This window comes from Streptomyces rubellus (assembly GCF_036323805.1).
Classification (GTDB): domain Bacteria; phylum Actinomycetota; class Actinomycetes; order Streptomycetales; family Streptomycetaceae; genus Streptomyces.
In genome coordinates this window covers 1-19,182 of record NZ_JAZDCX010000044.1, presented here as the reverse complement: position 1 = coordinate 19,182, position 19,182 = coordinate 1, and the positions used below count along the sequence as shown (strand labels likewise).

The window sequence follows — 19,182 nt, the reverse complement described above, 5'->3', positions numbered from 1 at the left end:
CACCACGGCACCGGCATCCGCCGCCGTCCACGAGACGGCTCCCCGGCTGCCGGGGAGCACCCAGTCACTGCCGCTCGTACCGCTGACCTCCCCCGGCGGGGACACCGGGGCCGAACAGTCCGGCGACCCGGTGCCCCTCGGCCTCCCGGCGCGCGACATCGAACCCTTCGCGCTGCTCGGCGCGGTCTGGGACGACCCGGACGAGGAACCGCGGGGCCGGATCCAGGTGCGCACCCGGGCGGCCGGCACCGGTGACTGGTCGCCCTGGCGGGAGCTGGAGAGCCACGCCGACAGACCCGACCCCGGCTCCCCCGCGGACGGGGAGACCGCGCCGCGCGGCGCCACGGCCCCGCTGTGGGTCGGTGACGCGGACGGCGTACAGGCCCGGTTCCTGCTCGGGCCCGACGACCCGGACGGCGACGGCCCGGACGGCGGCGGCCCGGACGGCGGCGGCCCGGACGGCGGCGGCCCGGACGGCGGGCACCCGCTGCCCGGCGGACTGCGGCTGGACCTGGTCCACCCCGGCGACGACCCCCCTCCCGGCGACGACTCCTCCGGCGGACTCACCCCCCAGGACCGCGACAGCAGCGCGGCCAACGCCGGACTCGCCCCCCTCGGCGCCCTGGAGATCCCGGCCCAGGACGGGGAGACCGGGGAGGAGGAGGCCCGGGAGGGGGAGCCGCCCCGCGCCGGCACACCCGCGGAGCGCGACACCGGCGGCCGGGACCGCGGACCGGGCGTCGTCCGGGCCGAGAAACCGTACGCCAGGGTGCAGGCCCCCATCGGACCGCGACCGGGCATCGTCACCCGCCGGGGCTGGGGGGCCGACGAGCGGCTGCGCGGTCCGTTCCTCTACACCGGCACGGTCAAGGCCGCCTTCGTCCACCACACCGCGATGAGCAACTCCTACACCTGCGGCCAGTCCGCCTCCGTCATCCGCGCCGTCTACCGCTACCACGTCATCAGCAACGGCTGGCGGGACGTGGGCTACAACTTCTTCGTCGACAAGTGCGGAAAGATCTTCGAGGGCCGCGCCGGAGGCGTGGCCAGGCCGGTGAAGGGCGCCCACACCCTGGGCTTCAACGACAACAGCACCGGGATCGCCGTCCTCGGCTCGTACGGCGCCACCAGGCCCACCCGGGCCGCGGTGGAGGGCGTCGCCAAGCTGCTGGGGTGGAAGCTCGGCCTGCACGGCGTCAACCCGCGGGGCACCGCGGTCCTGACCTCCGCCGGCGGCAAGTACCGCAAGGGGGCGCGGGTCAGGCTCCGTACCGTCGCCGGACACCGGGACGGCGCGTACACCACCTGCCCGGGCGACCGGCTCTACCGCGAGCTGCCCGGCATCCGGACGCTGGCGGCCCGGCTCCAGGGCAGGTAGCCCGCCCGGGGCCCGCGGGCGCCCGAGGCGCCGGGCGGCCGGCCGCCTACACTGGCCCGGCCGCCCGGCACACCGGCACCCAGAGCGGAGGCCCACCGATGGGAGCACCGACCCCGCCCGCCGTCCGCCGCCCGGGGCCCGAAGCCGCCGCGGCCGTCCGCCGCTGGACCCCGCCGGAGCCCTTCGAGCCCCGCGACCTGCCCCGCAACCTGCGGGTGCTGGGACGCGGGCCGTACGACCCCGCGTACCGGGTGGCCGGCGGCGCGCTCTGGCGCGCCACCCGCACCCCGTGCGGACCGGCCACCCTGTGCCTGGTGCCGGACGCCGCCGCCGGACAGGTGGTGGCCGAGGCGTGGGGGCCGGGCGCCGAGTGGGTGCTGGACGGTCTCCCGGCCCTCCTCGGCGCCGGCGACGACCCGTCGGCCTTCGTCCCCCGGCACCGGCTGGTCGCCGAGGCGCACCGCCGCCGGCCCGGGTTGCGGCTGGTCCGCACCGGGCTGGTGCTGGAGTCGCTGATCCCCTCGATCCTGGAGCAGAAGGTCACCACCGACGAGGCGTACCGCGCCTGGCGGCTGCTGCTGCGGCGGTACGGCGAGCCCGCGCCGGGCCCGGTCGGCCGGCTCCCCGAGGGGATGCGCGTGATGCCCGAGCCGCGCACCTGGGCACTGATCCCCTCCTGGGAGTGGCACCGCGCCGGGGTGGACGGCAAGCGCTCCGCCACCGTGCTGCGCGCCGTCTCCCGCGCCCGGCGCCTTCAGGAGGCGGCGGGCATGGACCTGGCGGCGGCGGTGACCCGGCTGACGGCCATCCCCGGCATCGGCCCGTGGACGGCGGCCGAGACGCTCCAGCGCAGCAACGGCGCGGCGGACGCGGTGACGGTCGGCGACCTGCACCTGCCGGGCACCGTGGTCTACGCGCTCACCGGCGAGCGGGACGGCGACGACGCGCGGATGCTGGAACTGCTGGCCCCGTACGCGGGCCAGCGCCACCGCGCCACCCGGCTGATCCTGGCCACCGGCCGCCGCCCGCCCCGCCGGGCGCCGCGCTTCCCGCGCGGCGACATCGCCCGGTTGTGACGCGCGCCGCGGGCGCGCTCAGCGGACGACGGTGAAGGCCTCGGCCGTCCGGGCGGGCCGGGGCCGGGGCGGGGCCGCGGGCCGCCCGACGGCCACCGCGCCCATCGGTTCCCAGTCCCCGGGCAGGTCCAGCACCTCGCGCACCACCCCGCGGCAGAACATCGTGGAGGACACCCAGGCCGAGCCCAGCCCCTCGCCGGCCAGCGCGACCAGGAAGTTCTGCACCCCGGCCCCGGCCGCGACCACGAACATCTCGCGTTCGGCCGCCGAGCGCCGCTCGTCCGGGTAGTCGTGCGCCCCGTCGGCCACCAGGCACGGCACCGCCAGGTACGGGGCGTGGCGCAGGACGTCGCCGCGCCGGATCCGCTTCGCGATGCTCTCCTCGCTCTTCCCGTCCGCGCGCAGATCGGCGATCCACGCCTCGCGCATCGCGTCCAGCAGCCGGGTGCGGGTCTGTGCCGACTCCAGCAGCACGAACCGCCACGGCGTGGTGTGGTGCGGCGCCGGGGCGGTGACCGCCGCGGCCACCGCCCGCCGGACCGCCGCGCCGTCCACCGGCTCGGCGGTGAACTCCCGCACCGTGCGGCGCAGCGTCACCGCTTCCCGTACGGCCTCCGAAGTGCCCAGCCGGAACATGTCGGTGGCCGCGCCGCGGACCAGCGCGCGGGCCCCGGTGTCCCCGGACGCCTCCCCGGCGGGGTCGTCCCAGTTCAGGTGGTGGGGCAGGCCGCGCACCACCGCGACCGGCAGTCCGTCGGCCTTGCCCTTCACCAGCTCGCCGGCCCCGGCCAGTTCGTCGCCGACCGCGGTGAGCGTCACCCCCAGCGGGTTGCCGTACATGTCGGCGGTGCCGCGCAGGTCCTCCAGCACCCGCACCCCGGCGGCGCCGACGGCCACATCGGTCTGGCCCTCGCGCCAGGGACGCCCGAAGGTGTCGGTGACGACCACCCCGACCGTCACGCCCAGCAGTTCCCGCAGCCCCGCGCGGATCCGGCGCGCGGAGGCGTCCGGGTCCTCGGGCAGCAACAGCACCGTGCCGGCCGGGGTGTTGGAGGCGTCCACCCCGGCCGCGGCCATCACGAAGCCGTGCCGGCTCTCCACGATCCGCGCCGGGCCGCGCCGGGCGACCACCCGTACGGTCTCGGTGTCGACGGCGGCCTCCCGGTCGGCGGCCGCGACGATCCGCCCCTCGGCCTTGCTCACGATCTTCGAGGTGACCACCAGCACGTCGCCGTCCGCCAGACCGGGCAGACCCGGTCCGGTGGCCGCGTCGGCGATCAGCTTCACCAGGTCGTCGCCCGGCCGCACCTCGGGGATCCCGGGCAGCGCCCACACCCGGTACCCCGGAACCTCCGGTGCCCGGTGTCCGGCCGGCCCGTCCGGGAACTCCGTCATGCCCGCACCTCCCCGGCGAGCGTGAGCGCCTCGCGGGCCATCTCCGCGGCGGCCCCGACGTCCGTCATCAGCAGCGGCACGGCGCGGCAGCGGATGCCCGCCGCCTCGACCCCGGCCACGGCGCCGGAGTCCGCGGTGTCCACCAGCCAGCCGTCCAGCAGCCCCGACCCGTAGTGCCCGGCCACGGCCGCCGCGGTGGACTCCACCCCGACGGCGGCGAGCATCTTGTCGGCCATGCCGCGCACCGGGGCGCCCCCGACGATCGGGGACAGGCCCACCACCGGCACCCCGGCGTCGGCGATCGCCTCGCGGACGCCGGGCACGGCCAGGATGGTGCCGATGCTGACCACCGGGTTGGACGGCGGGAAGAGGACGACGTCGGCACCGGCGATCGCGTCCAGTACGCCCGGCGCCGGCTTGGCCTGCTCGGCGCCCACCGGCACCACGGCCTGCGCGGGCGGCTCGGCCCGCAGCCGCACCCAGTACTCCTGGAAGTGCACGGCCCTGCGGCCGCCGTCCTCGGCCTCGATCACCACATGGGTCTCGACCCGGTCGTCGGTCATCGGCAGCAGCCGCACGCCGGGCCGCCAGCGCGCGCACAGCGCCTCGGTGACGGCGCTGAGCGGATAGCCCGCGCCGATCATCTGGGTGCGGACGATGTGGGTGGCGAAGTCCCGGTCGCCCAGGCCGAACCACTCCGGCCCGACGCCGTACGCCGCCAGCTCCTCCTTCACCGTGAAGGTCTCGTCCGAGCGGCCCCAGCCCTGCTCCTCGTGGATGCCGCCCCCGAGGGTGTACATCACCGTGTCGAGATCCGGGCAGACCTTGAGGCCGAAGAGATGGATGTCGTCACCGGTGTTGCCGACGACCGTGATCTCGGTACCGGGCGCCGCCTCCTTCAGACCGCGCAGGAAGCGGGCACCGCCGATGCCCCCGGCCAGAACCACAATGCGCTGCATGCCCGACAGTCTCTCAGCAAGCGGCGGCGCGGGATTGAGGGGACCGCCGGGGCCGCCGGAGAACGCCGGGGCGCGCGGCGGCGCGGGGGAGCGGTCAGCCCACCGCCGCGTCCCGGCGGGCGGCCGGCGCCGCGCACGCCAGGGCGTGCGGGGTGTGCGGGGCGTGCATCGGCATCTCGGTGAGGCCGGGGAAGTAGACGTGCAGGCTGACGGCCGGCTCCAGCGCGTCGTTGACGACCTCGTGCGCGTAGCCGGGTGCGAACACCCGCTGCGCTCCGGCGCCGAGCGTGCGGTCACCCCGCGCGGTCCGCTCGGTCAGCTCGCCGTCGAGGACGGTGAGCACTCCGGAGGAGGGGCCGTGGTCGTGGGGACCGCTGCCCTGTCCGGGCACCCAGCTCAGCAGCCAGACCTCGTAGCCGGGGCCGGTGCGCAGCCGGTGGTACCAGCGGGTGGTGGCGTCGTACCGGACGAGCGGTGCCCAGCCGGTCCGGTCGGCGGCGATCGTCCGGGCCAGGCCGGCGAAGCCGGCGACGGTGGAGGGATGGGCGGGGACGGGCGGCAGCAGGTGCGGCACGGCGAGCGGGTCGCCGGCGATCTCGACATCGCTGTTCACGGTCGGGGATTCCTAGCGGGGGCGGGCGAGCGGGGGAGCAGAGGAAACGGGGGGAACGGAGGAAGAGCGAGGAAAGCGGTACGTGCCGGGAAGCGGCGGGTGAAGCGGCAGGGTGGAGCGCCGGAGGCGGACGCCGGGGAGGACCGGAGGAAACGGGAGGACCGGTCGGGTTCACACGCCCCGCGGGAGGCGGCGCCTCGGCGGGTGCCTCAACAGCGGGCCCGGGCGGGCGGCTTCAGCGGCGACAACAGCGGCAGCGAGTCCGGGCAGCGCGAAGGGCCCCGCAGTGGCGGGCCGGGCTGAGCGCGCGAATCGCTGGCATGACATCAAGAAGACCGGGTACCCCGTCCCGCTGTCAACCGGATGGCCCGTTCGGCGGGTGTGTTTCACCACATCCGGTCGGCAGGCGCGAGGAAAGGTTTACGCGAACGAAGATCGGACAGGTGGCGGATCATCCGTGCACGCGAACGCCGTTGCGGATCTGTGATCCAACTGTGATCATGCTCCCTTCGGCGCACGGCGGGCAACGCGGACGGACCCGCTCGCGTCCTCCCGGACGAGGAGTTCCCGGGGAGGGCGGCTGAGCGAGATGTCCGTTCTGCCTGTCATAGTTTGTCGCGATATAAACACTAAATGCTAGGGCTTGGTTCCGGAGAGTGAATAACGGGCCCAATAGCAGATCCCGGCTTGACTCGGGTGGATGTACGCACTTGTAATTTCACTCGTGTCGTTCGGCTGGGATCGATAACGACAGCATCACGGGGAAGTAAAGACAGACGAGGGGCGCGCATGGCCGAGCTGTTCGAACAACTGCTGGTCGAAGAGGTGGAAGAGGAGCTCGGCTGGCAGGAGCGCGCGTTGTGCGCCCAGACCGACCCGGAGTCCTTCTTCCCGGAGAAGGGCGGCTCGACGCGGGAGGCCAAGAAGGTCTGCCTCGCCTGCGAGGTCCGGTCCGAGTGCCTGGAGTACGCCCTCGCCAACGACGAACGCTTCGGCATCTGGGGCGGACTGTCCGAGCGTGAGCGGCGCCGTCTGAAGAAGGCCGCCGTCTGATCCCCGTCCACCGGCCCCCGTGCCGCCGGGCCGCCCGGGCAGGTCGCCCGGCCGTCCCGCACCGGCCGCCCGGCAACCGCCGGACGGATTGCCGGACAAGGGCCCGCGCGAGCGGAAGAGCCCTCATATCGCCTCATATCGCTCCCGGTACGCCTCCCGCCCCGCGCGGGAGGCGTACTGCTGCACGGAGCGCTCCGCGGCCGCCGTCCGGCCGGACCCCGGACGGCGGCCCCCGGTAAGCCATTAGTGTGGGTCCGTCCACGACGCAGCGGCCGCCCGTGCGGCCCGGCGCGCCTGGACCGGTCCACAGCAGTTCCGACGCAGCAGCCTTCCGGGGGGACGCCCCCCGGACCCCGGCCGGAGGGCCCCTACCCCGATGTCCGTGCACAGCCACCCGGCGGCCCCGTACGAGGCGGCCACAGCGGCGTTCGCCGCTTCCCAGTCCGCGCCGTACCGGTCCCCCGAGACCGCGGCGTCCGACCACGCCCACGCGCCCGAGTTCCCGCGACACGTCGTCACCGCCGTGCTCGTCTCCCACGACGGTGAGCGCTGGCTGCCCGACGCGCTGGCCGGACTCGTGAACCAGGAACGGCCCGTGCAGAACATCGTCGCCGCCGACACCGGCAGCGCCGACGACTCCGCCCGGCTGCTCACCGAGACCCTCGGTCCCGACCGCGTCCTGCACCTCGCCCGCCGCAGCGGATTCGGCGCGGCCGTCGACGAGGCGGCCCGCACCGCGCCCGTCCTCACCCCCGACGACCTGCCGTACCTCAAGCGGCCCAGCGGCTGGGACCCGGTCACCCGCACCTGGCGGGACGACGCCTACGACCTGCCCGAGCTGCCGCACGGCGAGCCCGTCCAGTGGCTGTGGCTGCTGCACGACGACTGCGCGCCCGAGCCGGACGCCCTCGCCGAACTGCTGAAGGTGGCCGACGCCAGCCCCTCGGCCGCCGTCGTCGGACCGAAGCTGCGCAGCTGGTACAACAGCCGCCAGCTGCTGGAGGTCGGGGTCTCCGTCGCCCACAGCGGACGCCGCTGGACCGGTCTGGACCGGCGCGAGCAGGACCAGGGCCAGTACGACCAGGTGCGGCAGGTGCTGTCCGTCTCCACCGCCGGCATGCTCATCCGGCGCGACGTCTTCGAGGAGCTCGGCGGCTTCGACCGCCGGCTGCCGCTGATGCGCGACGACGTGGACCTGTGCTGGCGCGCCCAGGCCGCCGGGCACCGGGTGCTCGTCGCGCCCGAGGCCGTCCTGCGGCACGCCGAGGCGGCCTCCCGCGAGCGGCGGCCCATCGACTGCGTCGGCCGCTCGGTCACCGGACCGCACCGGGTGGACAAGGCGGGCGCCGTCTACACGCTGCTCGTCAACACCCCCGGGAAGCTGCTGCCCTGGGTCCTGCTGCGGCTGGTCGTGGGCACCGCGCTGCGCATCGTCGCCTATCTGGTCGGCAAGGTGCCCGGACAGGCGCTGGACGAGTTCACCGGGCTCGCCGGCACCCTGCTGCGCCCCGGTCTGATCCTCGCCGCCCGGCGCAGGCGCGGCAGACCCGCCGTCGCCCACTCCGACCTGCGCCCCCTCTTCCCGCCGCCCGGCGCCACGGTGCGGGCCACCGTCGAGCAGGTCGCGGGCAACTTCGCCGGACGCTCCGACCCCGACGCCTCCTCCGGCGGACGGCACGGTGCCGTCGAGACCGGCCCCGGCGACGACGACGCCGACTTCCTGGAGGTCGAGCAGTTCGCCCGGCTGAAGCGGATCGCCCGCCGCCCGGCGCCCGTGCTCTTCGCCGTCCTGCTGGTCACCTCGCTGGTCGCCTGCCGCAACCTGCTGGGCGGCGGCGCGCTGGCGGGCGGCGCCCTGCTGCCCGCGCCCGCCGAGGCCGCCGGCCTGTGGGAGCGCTGGCTGAACACCTGGCAGCCGGTGGGCACCGGCGGCACCGGGACCGTGCCGCCGTATCTGGCGGTCCTGGCCACCCTCGCCACCGTCCTGCTCGGCAGCACCGGCCTCACCCTCACCCTGCTGCTGGTCTGCTCGGTGCCGCTGGCCGGGCTCACCGCCTACTTCGCCTCCCGGCCGCTGGTCGGCTCCCGGCTGCTGCGCGCCTGGGGCAGCGTCGCCTACGCCTTCCTCCCGGCCGTCACCGGAGCCCTGGCGGGCGGCCGGATCGGCACCGCGGTCCTCGCGGTCGTCCTGCCGCTGATGGCCCGCGCGGCGGTCGCCGCCGCGGGGCTGCGGTCGTCCGGGGAGAAACCCTCCTGGCGGCCGGTGTGGGCCTGTGCGCTGCTGCTCGCCCTCACCACCGCCTTCACCCCCGTGATCTGGCCCGTCGCCGCCGTGCTCACCCTGGCCGTGCTGGGCCTGCGGGTGCGGCAGGGCGCGTACCCGGCGGCGTACGCGGTCCGCGCCCTCGTCCTGCTGGCGGTGCCGCTGGTCCTGCTCGCGCCGTGGTCGCTGGAACTGCTCACCAGCCCCTCGGCCTTCCTCCAGGAGGCCGGGCTGCCGTACGGCGAGGGCACCGCCTCCGCCACGGGTCTGCTGCTCCTCGACCCCGGCGGGCCGGGCGCGGTGGGCGGGGTGCTGTTCGCCGGTGTGGTGCTGGCCGCGCTCGCCGCGCTGCTGCGCGCCGAGCGGCGGACCGCGATCCTCGCCGCCTGGACCGCCGCCCTGACCGGTCTGTTCTTCGCCGTTCTCGTGAACGGTTCCGGCTGGGCCGGGCCCGCCACCCTCGTCTCCGGCCTGGCGATGCTGACCGCCGCAGCGGTCGGCGCCGAGGGCGTGCGCGGACGGGTCGCCGAGCAGAGCTTCGGCTGGCGGCAGCCGGTCGCCGCGCTCATCGGCGTCGCCGCCGCGCTGGGACCGGCCGCCGCCGCGGTCGGCTGGATGGCGGGCGGCGCGGACGGGCCGCTGGCGCGGCGCAGCCCGGTACAGGTGCCGGCGTTCGTCGCGGAGGAGAGCGGCACCCGCGACCGGCCGCGCACCCTCGTCCTGGACGGCGCGGACGCGGGCGGTGCCACCGCGGCCGGGGGCGCGGCCCGGATCTCGTACACCCTCGTCCGCGGCTCCGGCGTCCGGCTGGGCGACGGCGATCTGGCCCGCGCGGCGGGCGGCGACCGGCGGCTGGGCGAGATGGTCGGCAACCTGGTGGCGGGCTCCGGTGCGGACCAGGCCGGCCAGCTCGGCGGCTACGCGGTCCGCTACGTCCTGGTGCGCGACGGCGCCCCCCGGGACATCACCCGGGTGCTGGACGCCACCCCGGGCCTGAGCCGGCTGAGCGAGCAGGACGACGGCGCGCTGTGGCGGGTGGACACCGAGGTCGCCCGGGTCACCGTCGTTCCCGGCGAGGAGCCGGAGGAGGGCACCGAAGACGCGGGCGCCGCGGCCGAACCGGTGACCGTCGCGTCCGGCCCCGTCGAGGCCCACACCGACATCCCGGCCGGACCCGAGGGCCGGGTGCTGCGGATCGCCGAGGCGGCGGACGAGGGCTGGCGGGCCACCCTGGACGGACGTCCGCTGAAGCCGGTCACCGTGGACCGCTGGGCGCAGGGCTTCGAACTGCCCGCCGAGGGCGGCCGGCTGGACCTGGTGCACGAGACCCCCGTGACACACACCGCGTGGGTGTGGACGCAGGGCTTCCTGGCGCTGGTCGTCCTGGTCATGGCGCTGCCGGGACGGCGCCGCGAGATCGACGACGACCTGCCCGAGACGGCGGGCGCCGCGACCGTGCCCCACGAGCCGGTGGAGGGCGAGGGCCGCCGGGCCCGCAGACTGCGGGCGGCCCAGGAGGCGGCCGGCGGACCGCCCCCGGAGCCCACCCCCGGGCCGGAAGCCGGGCCCCGGCCCCAGGAGTCCCAGGAGCCGTACGTCGCCCAGCAGGGCCACGGAGGCTGGGACGAGCAGCGGCAGTACGCCGGCCAGGCCGATCCGTACGGCCGGGACCAGGGCCACGGCGGGCAGCCCCGGCCCGAGTACGACGGCTACGGCGGCTACGGCTACGGCCAGGGCGGCTACGGCTACGACTACGGACAGAGCGGCCACGGCGGCGAGGAGTACGGCGGCTACGGCAACGAGGGCCACGGCAGTGGCTACGGCCAGGACGGCACCCCGTACGGCGACAGGAGCAACCAGGGATGAACCGCACCGTCTACTCCCTGATCGGCGTGGTCACCGCGCTGGCCGCCGTCACCGGCCTCGCCTCGCTGACCGACCCGTCCGGCGAGTCCGCCACCGGCCCCGCCGCGGCGACCAGGCTGCCCGTGGAGCGTTCCACGCTGGTGTGCCCGCAGCCGACCTCCTCGGAGATCGGCGAGACGACCTACACCGCCTTCACCCCCGCGGGCGGAGCCGGGCGGGAGGCCGCCGGGAAGGGCTCGGCCGCCCTGCTGCCCGCCGCCAGCACCCTGGAAGGCGGCGGCCAGCAGAACGCGGAAAAGGACAAGAGTGACGAGGATGGCAAGGGTGACAAGAGTGACGAGGGCGGCGGGAGCGGGAAGACGGCCGAGCCCGAGCCGGTCGTTCCGCTGAGCGAACCCGGCAGGCCGGTCACGGCGGACACCGACGGCAGCGGCTCACCCGCGCTCACCGGCTCGGCGACCGGCCGGCTGGCCCCCGGCTGGACGGTCCAGCAGACCACCCTCGTCACCGCCGGCGCCGGCCGCGGGCTGCTGGGCGCCTCCTGCACCGAGCCCGACACCGAGTTCTGGTTCCCCGGGGTGAGCACCGCCGAGGCGCGCTCCGACTACATCCACCTCGTCAACCCCGACGACACCCCGGCCGTGGTCGACCTGGAGCTGTACGGCGAGGACGGCTCGGTGCGGACCGACAGCGGCCAGGGCATCAACGTCCCCGGCCGCGCCACGATCCCGGTGCTGCTCTCCACGCTGTCCACGGAACCGGTCACCGACGTGGTCCTGCACGTCGTGGCGCGCGCCGGCCGGATCGGCGCCCAGGTGCAGGCGCTCGACGACAAGCTCGGCGGCGACTGGCTGACCGCCTCCGCCGTCTCCCGCGGCACCCTGGTGCTGCCCGGTGTCCCGGCGGACGCCACCGGGGTACGGCTGATCGCCTTCGCCCCCGGTGACGCGGACGCCGACCTGAAGGTGCGGCTGGCCACCCCCACCGGCTCGATCACCCCGGCGGGCCAGGAGAACCTGCACGTCAAGCGGGGTATGACGGTGGCCGTGGACCTCGGCGACCTCACCCGGGGCGAGGCCGGCTCGCTGCTGCTCGGCCCGGCCGAGGAAGGCGGGGACGCCCCGGTGGTGGCGGCGCTCCAGGTGCTGCGCGGCAAGGGGGGCGACCGGGAGATGGGCTTCGTCCCGGCCACCGGGCCGATCCGGGAGCGGGTGTCCGCGGCGGGCGGCGACGCGGCGGCCACGGACGACAAGAAGGGTGAGACGGCGGCGCTGTCGCTGGTGGCACCGGAGGAGGGCGTGAAGGTGCGGGTCACGGCCTCGGCGGGCAGCGGCGGCGGCGAGCCGGTCAGCAAGACGTACACCCTCAAGGGCGGCACCACGACGGTCGTCGACGGGCTGCGCCCGGAGGGCGGCAAGGGCCGCTACGCGCTCACCGTCGAGAAGCTGTCGGGCGGGCCGGTGCACGCCGCCCGGACGCTGACGCGGACGGAGGACGGCGTTCCGATGTTCACCGTGCAGACGCTCCCGGACGACCGGAGCACGGTGGCGGTGCCCGGGGTCGAGCAGGACCTGTCCGTCCTGGTCGACTGAGGCCGGGCCGCCCGCCCGGCGGACCCGGACGGGTGCGCGGCGGCCCGGCCTCAGTCCTGTCCGTAGCGCGGGTCGATCGACTCCGGGGCCAGTCCCAGCAGTTCGGCGACCTGCTCGACGACGACCTCGTGGACGAGCCGCGCCCGGTCGTCGCGTGTCCTGGAGCGCAGCTCGACGGGGCGCCGGTAGACGACGACGCGGTCGGGGCGGGAGTCCCGGGCCGTCTCGTGCCGGCCCAGCGGCACGCTGCCGTCGCCGTCCGCCCAGCCGCCGCCCCAGCCGTCCGGCCCGTCGCCCGGCGGTCTCCCGGCCGGCCCGCCGAACCGGTCGCCGTCCGGGCGGGGCAGCCGGACGGGCGGCACCTCCCGCACGACGAACTCCACCCCGGCCAGTTGCGGCCACTGCTTCTCCAGCCGCTCCGCGGAGTCGCGCACCAGATCGTCGAACACCTCGGCGCGGCTCACGGCCAGGGGCACCTGGGGCGGGGCGACCGGGCCGCGCATGCCGCGCCCGTGGCGATCCCGGCGACGCGGTCGCGGATCGGGCCGGTGGGGCGGTACGGGGTTGCTCATCACCATGAGAGTAGCCGTCCAACGCCCGGCGGCGACCCCGGACGGCCGGTGCCGCCCCGGCCCGGCCCCGCACCGCTCCGGCGGTGCGTTTCGGTCATCTCTTCGATCGATGATCGCTCCTCGATGACGGTCTCCGAACGAAGAGGTAACGGCCCCGGCGTCCGCCGCGAAACCGGAACTTTCCGGCACGCGGCAGGTCAGCCGGGCCGCCGACCGTACGCGCGGTTCCGGCGCACCGGTGCGAGAGGCCGGCGACACAACGGGGTGAGCTCCCGGGGAGTCGTCGCGGCCCGCTCAAGAGTGCGGTACCGTCCAACGTCGTGAGCCCTGTACGTCGCTGTTCGCGCACCGCGTGCGGCCGCCCCGCCGTGGCGACGCTGACGTACGTCTACGCGGACTCCACCGCCGTCCTCGGCCCGCTGGCCACCTACGCCGAACCGCACTGCTACGACCTGTGCGCGGAGCACTCGGAGCGGCTGACCGCGCCGCGCGGCTGGGAGGTCGTCCGCCTCGCCGTGGACCCCGGCCCCGCCCGCCCCAGCGGCGACGACCTCGAGGCCCTGGCCGACGCCGTGCGCGAGGCCGCCCGCACCCCCCAGCGCCGGGGCCCGGGACCGGACGGCCCGCCCGGTCCCGGCGGCGGGCGCGGCCGGGATCTGACGGAGGTGGCCAGACGCGGCCACCTGCGGGTGCTGCGCTCCCCCGAGAACTGATCCGTTCCGGTTACCTTTGGGCAGTCTCCGGACACTCCAGAACCGGATACTCCAGAAGGGGTGGACTGTGCCTGATCTGTCGCAGCTCGTGAAGGCCTACGACGTACGCGGTGTGGTGCCCGACCAGTGGGACGAAACCCTGGCCGAACTGTTCGGAGCCGCTTTCGTCCAGGTCACGGACGCCGAAGCGATCGTCGTCGGGCACGACATGCGCCCCTCCTCGCCGGGCCTGTCACGAGCCTTCGCCCGGGGGGCGGCCGCCCGCGGCGCCGATGTCACCGAGATCGGCCTGTGCTCGACCGACCAGCTCTACTACGCCAGCGGCAGCCTCGACATGCCCGGCGCGATGTTCACCGCCAGCCACAACCCGGCGCGGTACAACGGCATCAAGATGTGCCGGGCGGGCGCCGCCCCGGTCGGCCGGGACACCGGACTGGCCGACATCCGCGCCCTGGTGGAGCGGTGGGCGGAGACCGGCGCCCCGGAGCCGGTGGAGAAGCCGGGGAACATCACACAGCGGGACGTCCTGGCCGACTACGCCGCCCACCTGCGCTCCCTGGTGGACCTGACCGCCATCCGCCCCCTGAAGGCCGTCGTGGACGCGGGCAACGGCATGGGCGGCCACACCGTGCCCACCGTCCTGGCGGACCTGCCGGTCGAACTGGACGCCCTCTACTTCGAACTGGACGGCACCTTCCCCAACCACGAGGCCGACCCGATGAACCCGGCCAACATCGTCGACCTCCAGGCCCGGGTGCGGGAGACCGGGGCCGACATCGGCATCGCCTTCGACGGCGACGCCGACCGCTGCTTCGTGGTCGACGAACGCGGCGAGCCGGTCTCCCCGTCGGCCATCACCGCCCTGGTCGCCGCCCGCGAGCTGGCCAAGCACCCCGGCGGCACGGTGATCCACAACTGCATCACCTCCTGGTCGGTGCCCGAGGTCGTGAAGGAGGCGGGCGGCACCCCGGTGCGCACCCGGGTCGGCCACTCCTTCATCAAGGCGGAGATGGCGCGGACCGGCGCGATCTTCGGCGGCGAGCACTCGGCGCACTACTACTTCCGCGACTTCTGGAACGCCGACACCGGCATGCTCGCCGCCCTCCACGTGCTGGCTGCGCTCGGCGGCCAGGAGGGCACCCTGTCCGAGCTGGTGGCGCAGTACGACCGCTACACCGCCTCCGGGGAGATCAACAGCACCGTGGACGACCAGGCCGGCCGTGTCGCCGCGGTGAAGGAGGTCTACGCCGCCCGTGAAGGGCTGGAGCTGGACGAACTGGACGGGCTGACGGTCACCGCGCCCGGCGAGTGGTGGTTCAACCTCCGCCCCTCCAACACCGAGCCGCTGCTGCGCCTGAACGTCGAGGCACGGGACGCGGCCACGGCCGCCAGGGTCCGCGACGAGGTGCTGGCCGTCGTCCGCGGCTGACCCCCCGGCCAGGGACGGGCCCGTCCTGCCCCGGCCGACCCCTCCGCGTCACCCGCCGCCGGGGCGCGCCCCGGCGGCGGTACGCTGACCGCACGGCCACCCCGGCCGCCCGACGACCGCAGTGTCCGAGCACCTCCGAAGGGACGACGCCCCATGCCGCTCGAAGCCGGCCTCCTGGAGATCCTCGCCTGCCCGGCGTGCCACGCCCCGCTCCGCGAGGAGGACGGCGAACTGGTCTGCCAGGGCACCGAGTGCGGACTGGCGTACCCGGTCCGCGACGGCATCCCCGTCCTCCTCGTCGACGAGGCCCGCCGCCCCGCCTGACCTTCCGCCCGAACGCCCGGCGACCGGAGAGGCCGCACATGCTGGACGAGACCCTGCTCGACGCCCCCGAGGCCCTGGCCGGAGCCGACACCCACGGTCTGCTGCGCGGGGCCGCCGCGGCCGGCGCCCGCGTCCGTACGGCCGTCCGGCACGCCGACGAGGCGGGCCTGGGGGAGCTGCGCCCCGACGGCCGCCCCCGCGCCCTCCTCGTCGCGGGCACCGGACCCGCCGTCTCCTGCGCCGCCGACCTGCTCGGCGCCTTCGGCAACGGCGCCGTCCCCGTCACGCTCCTGCGCCCCACCGGTTCACTGGCCGACCCCGGCGCCCTGCGCTGGGCCCTGCCCGGCTGGGCCGGGCCCCTGGACCTGCTGCTGGCCGTCACACCCGACGGCGACGAGGGCGGCCTGTCCGGACTCGTCGAGCAGGCGTACCGCCGCGGCTGCACCGTCGTCTCGGTGAGCCCCGCCGGCACCCCGCTGGCCGAGGCGACCGTCCAGGCCCGCGGCCTGGCCGTGCCGCTGGCGGCGGCACCGGGCGAGGAGTACGAGGGCCCGGACCCGCGCGACGCGTACCAGCGGCCGCGCTCGGTCCCGCCCGCCGCCCCCGGTGTCCTGTGGGCGCTGCTCACCCCGCTCCTCGTACTGGCCGACCGGCTCGGCCTGGCCGCCGCCGAGCCCGCCGGATTCGCCGCGCTCGCCGACCGGCTCGACCGGGTCGCCGAGCGCTGCGGTCCCGCCGCCGCCACCTACGGCAACCCCGCCAAGACCCTGGCCGCCGAACTCTCCGGTGCGCTGCCGCTGCTGTGGAGCGAGGGCACCGTCGCGGACGCCGTCGCCCGCCACTGCGCCACCACCCTCACCGCCCTCGTCGGCAGCCCGGCACTGGCCGCCGAGCTGCCCGAGGCGATGGTCACGCACGGCGCCCTGCTCAGCGGAGCCTTCGCGGGCGGCGACGACGGGGACGACTTCTTCCGCGACCGGGTGGACGAGCCGGAGGCACTGCGCGCCCGGGTGGTCCTGCTGCGCGAGGGCCCGCCTGCGGGCGACTCCGCCGCCGTCGCCGCCCGCGACCTGGCGTACGGGCACGGCACCCCGCTCAGCGAGCTGGAGCCGGGCGAGGGCAGCAGTCCGCTGGAGGCCGCCGCCGAACTGCTGGCCACCGTGGACTTCACCGCCGTCTACCTCCGGCTCGCCGGCGGCGCGCAGCCCTGACGGCGGCCCGGGCCCGGCGCGGCAGGACATCCGCGCCCCTCCGAACCCGACCGGCCGAGCGACCAAGGACACCGATCCGGCATGGACCTCCTCACCAACACCGTGCGCCCCTACGCCTGGGGCTCCACCACCGCCATCCCCGAGCTGATGGGCACCGAACCGACCGGCGAACCGCAGGCCGAGCTGTGGATGGGCGCCCACCCCGGCGCGCCGTCCCGGATCGTCCGCGGCGGGGTGGAGACCTCCCTGCCGGAGGTGATCGAGGCCGACCCCGAGGGCGAGCTGGGCCCGGAGACCGTACGGGCCTTCGGCCCCCGGCTGCCCTTCCTGCTCAAGGTCCTGGCCGCCGCCGCCCCGCTCTCCCTCCAGGTCCATCCCGATCCCCTCCAGGCCCGGGAGGGCTTCGCCGACGAGGAGGAGCGCGGCATCCCGCTGGACGCCCCGCACCGCAACTACAAGGACGCCAACCACAAGCCCGAACTCATCTGCGCCCTCACCCCCTTCACCGGCCTGTGCGGCTTCCGCCGCCCCGGACGGACGGCCGAACTGCTGGAGGCGCTGGAGGTCGGCGGGCTCAAGCCGTACGCGGACATCCTGCGCGCCCGCCCCGAGGACGAGGCGCTGAGCGAGGTGCTGACCGCCGTGCTGTCGGCCGACCGGGAGGCGATGGCCGAGACCGTCGAGGAGGCGGCGCGCGCCGCCCGGCGGCTGGGCTCGGCCGACGGCGGCGACGGACCCGGCGCGCGGACGTACGCCGCCTACGCGGACCTCGCCGGCCACTACCCGGGCGACCCGGGCGTGGTGGCCGCGATGCTGCTCAACGTCGTGCGCCTGGAGCCCGGCGAGGCCCTGTACCTCGGCGCCGGGGTACCGCACGCCTATCTGGCGGGCCTGGGCGTGGAGCTGATGGCCGACTCCGACAACGTGCTGCGCTGCGGCCTCACCCCCAAGCACGTGGACGTCCCCGAGCTGCTGCGCGTCGTGCGCTTCGAGCCCACCGAGCCGCGGGTGCTGCGGCCGGTGGCGGGACCGGACGGCGAGGAGGTGTACGAGGCCCCCGTGGCGGAGTTCCGCCTCTCCCGCCACGTCCTGGCGCGGTCGGACGCGCCCCGCCCGCTGGACGACCGCGCCCCGCAGATCCTGCTGTGCACGGCCGGGGAGGTCACGGTGCGGACGGTGGACCGGGCACCCGGCGAGGACACCGGCCGGAACGCCGGACTGACCCTCACCGGCGGCCGTTCGGCCTTCGTCCGGGCGGGTGAACGCGTGACGGTCTCGGGCGGCGGTACGCTCTTCCGCGCGACCGTGGCCGGGTAGCGGGCCGTACGGCCGCGGTCCGGGAACGGGCGCCACCGAGACCCGCTGTCTTCCAGGAGAATCCCCCTGTCATGAGTGCATCAGGCGGTACCAAGGCGATCGTCGCCGCGCTGGTCGCGAATATGTCCATCGCCGTGGCCAAGTTCACGGCGTTCGCCTTCAGCGGCTCCTCGTCGATGCTCGCGGAGGGCGTCCACTCCGTCGCCGACTCGGGCAACCAGGCGCTGCTGCTGCTCGGCCGCAAGCGGTCGGAGCGCAAGGCGAGCGAGGAGCACCCCTTCGGATACGGGCGCGAGCGCTACATCTACGCCTTCCTCGTCGCCATCGTCCTGTTCACCGTCGGCGGCCTCTTCGCCCTCTACGAGGGGTACGAGAAGATCCGGCATCCGCACGACCTCGACCACTGGTACTGGCCGGTGGGCGTCCTGGTCTTCGCGATCATCGCCGAGATCTTCTCCTTCCGCACGGCCATCCGGGAGTCCAACGAGGTCCGCGGCACGCAGTCGTGGACGGCGTTCGTCCGGCGGGCCAAGGCGCCCGAGCTGCCGGTCGTGCTCCTGGAGGACCTCGGCGCCCTGGTCGGCCTGATACTGGCGCTGGGCGGCGTCGGCCTGGCCCTGCTGACCGGCGACCCGGTGTGGGACGGCATCGGCACCGTCTGCATCGGCGTACTGCTCATCGTCATCGCCGTCATCCTGGCCTTCGAGACCAAGTCCCTGCTGCTGGGCGAGGGGGCCGACCCGGCCGCGCTCGGCCAGATCCGCGAGGCGCTCGTCGACGGCGAGACGGTCACCCGGATCATCCACATGCGCACGCTCCACCTCGGCCCGGAGGAGCTGCTGGTCGCCGCCAAGGTGGCGGTGGAGAGCCACGAGTCGGCGGCGGAGATCGCCCGCGCGATCGACGAGGCCGAGACCCGGGTCCGCGCGGCGGTGCCGATCGCCCGGGTGATCTACCTGGAGCCGGACATCTACCGGACCCAGGCCGTCGCGGCCGACGCGTCCGACGGAGCCGGGAAGGCCTGAGACGACGCCCCGCGGCACCGCGGGCGGGCGGCGGGGGCCGGAATCCTCCGGCCCCCGCCGCCCGCCCCCGCGCTGCTCCGGCCGGGTGATGCCCCGAGCGTGTAAATTCGACAGGGCACAGACGTCGCTGCTGATGGCGGTCGGGCGGCCGGACGGGCCGACCGAGGGAGAGAGGGCCTCCGACGGACTGCGCTGCGGTCAGGGGACACGTACGTCCGTACCGTGCGGTGCGTACGAGCCGACGGCACACGGCACCACAGCGGCCGGGTGTCCGTTCGCGCACGCCTGTCCGCTGCCGCAGACCAGCCAGCCGTACACCTCGACCGATTCCGAGGAGCAGCCTCTTATGACGACGACCGACGGTCCGATGACCGGCGCATCGGCCGCCACCGCCCG

16 protein-coding genes are annotated in these 19,182 nt (G+C 75.7%); 11 read left to right on the top strand and 5 right to left on the bottom strand.

The window, feature by feature from the left end; all coding sequences use genetic code 11:
* Together V1L54_RS28915 and V1L54_RS28910 are read left to right on the top strand one after the other, a co-directional pair.
* Nucleotides 1–1,378, top strand: a 1,378-nt coding sequence (locus V1L54_RS28915; RefSeq protein ID WP_330121132.1) for a peptidoglycan recognition protein family protein, incomplete at its 5' end; no start/stop codon positions are given.
* A 98-nt stretch (nt 1,379–1,476) separates the two neighbouring features.
* On the top strand, nt 1,477–2,454 hold the full coding sequence (locus tag V1L54_RS28910) for a DNA-3-methyladenine glycosylase family protein (RefSeq protein WP_330121131.1): 978 nt from the start codon (nt 1,477–1,479) through the stop codon (nt 2,452–2,454).
* Between the two features lie 18 nt (nt 2,455–2,472).
* Here V1L54_RS28910 and V1L54_RS28905 read toward each other — a convergent pair whose 3' ends face one another.
* The 3 genes from V1L54_RS28905 to V1L54_RS28895 all read right to left on the bottom strand — a co-directional run bounded on the left by V1L54_RS28905 (nt 2,473) and on the right by V1L54_RS28895 (nt 5,421).
* Nucleotides 2,473–3,849 (bottom strand): coenzyme F420-0:L-glutamate ligase, encoded by a 1,377-nt coding sequence (locus V1L54_RS28905; protein ID WP_330121130.1) that lies wholly within the window; start codon nt 3,847–3,849, stop codon nt 2,473–2,475.
* Nucleotides 3,846–4,808, bottom strand: a complete 963-nt coding sequence (cofD, locus tag V1L54_RS28900) for a 2-phospho-L-lactate transferase (protein ID WP_330121129.1) — start codon at nt 4,806–4,808, stop codon at nt 3,846–3,848. The genes V1L54_RS28905 and cofD overlap by 4 nt, the downstream gene beginning before the upstream one ends.
* Before the next feature lie 94 nt (nt 4,809–4,902).
* Nucleotides 4,903–5,421 carry a cysteine dioxygenase gene (locus tag V1L54_RS28895; protein ID WP_330121128.1) on the bottom strand — a complete coding sequence of 173 codons (519 nt, stop codon included), beginning with the start codon at nt 5,419–5,421 and terminating at the stop codon, nt 4,903–4,905.
* A gap of 789 nt (nt 5,422–6,210) precedes the next feature.
* Here V1L54_RS28895 and V1L54_RS28890 point away from each other — a divergent pair.
* From V1L54_RS28890 to V1L54_RS28880, 3 genes are all read left to right on the top strand, one after another.
* Nucleotides 6,211–6,474: a WhiB family transcriptional regulator gene (locus tag V1L54_RS28890; RefSeq protein ID WP_100203631.1), complete on the top strand. Its 264-nt coding sequence runs from the start codon at nt 6,211–6,213 to the stop codon at nt 6,472–6,474.
* Between the two features lie 376 nt (nt 6,475–6,850).
* On the top strand, nt 6,851–10,603 hold the full coding sequence (locus V1L54_RS28885; RefSeq protein WP_330121127.1) for a glycosyltransferase family 2 protein: 3,753 nt from the start codon (nt 6,851–6,853) through the stop codon (nt 10,601–10,603).
* Nucleotides 10,600–12,195 (top strand): DUF5719 family protein, encoded by a 1,596-nt coding sequence (locus V1L54_RS28880; RefSeq protein ID WP_330121126.1) that lies wholly within the window; start codon nt 10,600–10,602, stop codon nt 12,193–12,195. Before V1L54_RS28885 ends, V1L54_RS28880 begins: the two co-directional genes overlap by 4 nt.
* Nucleotides 12,196–12,245: 50 nt before the next feature.
* On the opposite strand, the gene V1L54_RS28875 is transcribed toward V1L54_RS28880, so the two are convergent.
* The gene (locus V1L54_RS28875; protein ID WP_330121125.1) at nt 12,246–12,767 is read right to left on the bottom strand and encodes a metallopeptidase family protein; all 522 of its coding nucleotides are present in this window, start codon (nt 12,765–12,767) and stop codon (nt 12,246–12,248) included.
* A gap of 320 nt (nt 12,768–13,087) precedes the next feature.
* Between V1L54_RS28875 and V1L54_RS28870 the strand changes: the two genes are divergently transcribed.
* The 6 genes from V1L54_RS28870 (at nt 13,088) to V1L54_RS28845 (ending at nt 18,786) form a co-directional block, all read left to right on the top strand.
* Nucleotides 13,088–13,480, top strand: coding sequence for a DUF3499 domain-containing protein (locus V1L54_RS28870; RefSeq protein ID WP_330121124.1), 393 nt, complete (start codon nt 13,088–13,090; stop codon nt 13,478–13,480).
* A 67-nt stretch (nt 13,481–13,547) separates the two neighbouring features.
* On the top strand, nt 13,548–14,909 hold the full coding sequence (locus V1L54_RS28865; protein WP_330121123.1) for a phosphomannomutase/phosphoglucomutase: 1,362 nt from the start codon (nt 13,548–13,550) through the stop codon (nt 14,907–14,909).
* A gap of 153 nt (nt 14,910–15,062) precedes the next feature.
* Nucleotides 15,063–15,233, top strand: coding sequence for a Trm112 family protein (locus V1L54_RS28860; RefSeq protein ID WP_330121122.1), 171 nt, complete (start codon nt 15,063–15,065; stop codon nt 15,231–15,233).
* A 38-nt stretch (nt 15,234–15,271) separates the two neighbouring features.
* Complete coding sequence (locus tag V1L54_RS28855; protein ID WP_330121121.1) at nt 15,272–16,444, top strand: SIS domain-containing protein; 1,173 nt, start codon at nt 15,272–15,274, stop codon at nt 16,442–16,444.
* Nucleotides 16,445–16,525: 81 nt separating this feature from the next.
* The gene (manA, locus tag V1L54_RS28850; protein WP_330121120.1) at nt 16,526–17,761 is read left to right on the top strand and encodes a mannose-6-phosphate isomerase, class I; all 1,236 of its coding nucleotides are present in this window, start codon (nt 16,526–16,528) and stop codon (nt 17,759–17,761) included.
* Between the two features lie 71 nt (nt 17,762–17,832).
* Nucleotides 17,833–18,786, top strand: coding sequence for a cation diffusion facilitator family transporter (locus V1L54_RS28845; RefSeq protein ID WP_330121119.1), 954 nt, complete (start codon nt 17,833–17,835; stop codon nt 18,784–18,786).
* Nucleotides 18,787–18,984: 198 nt separating this feature from the next.
* Here V1L54_RS28845 and V1L54_RS28840 read toward each other — a convergent pair.
* A partial coding sequence (locus V1L54_RS28840) for a hypothetical protein (RefSeq protein WP_330121118.1) occupies nt 18,985–19,182 on the bottom strand: 198 nt, incomplete at its 5' end.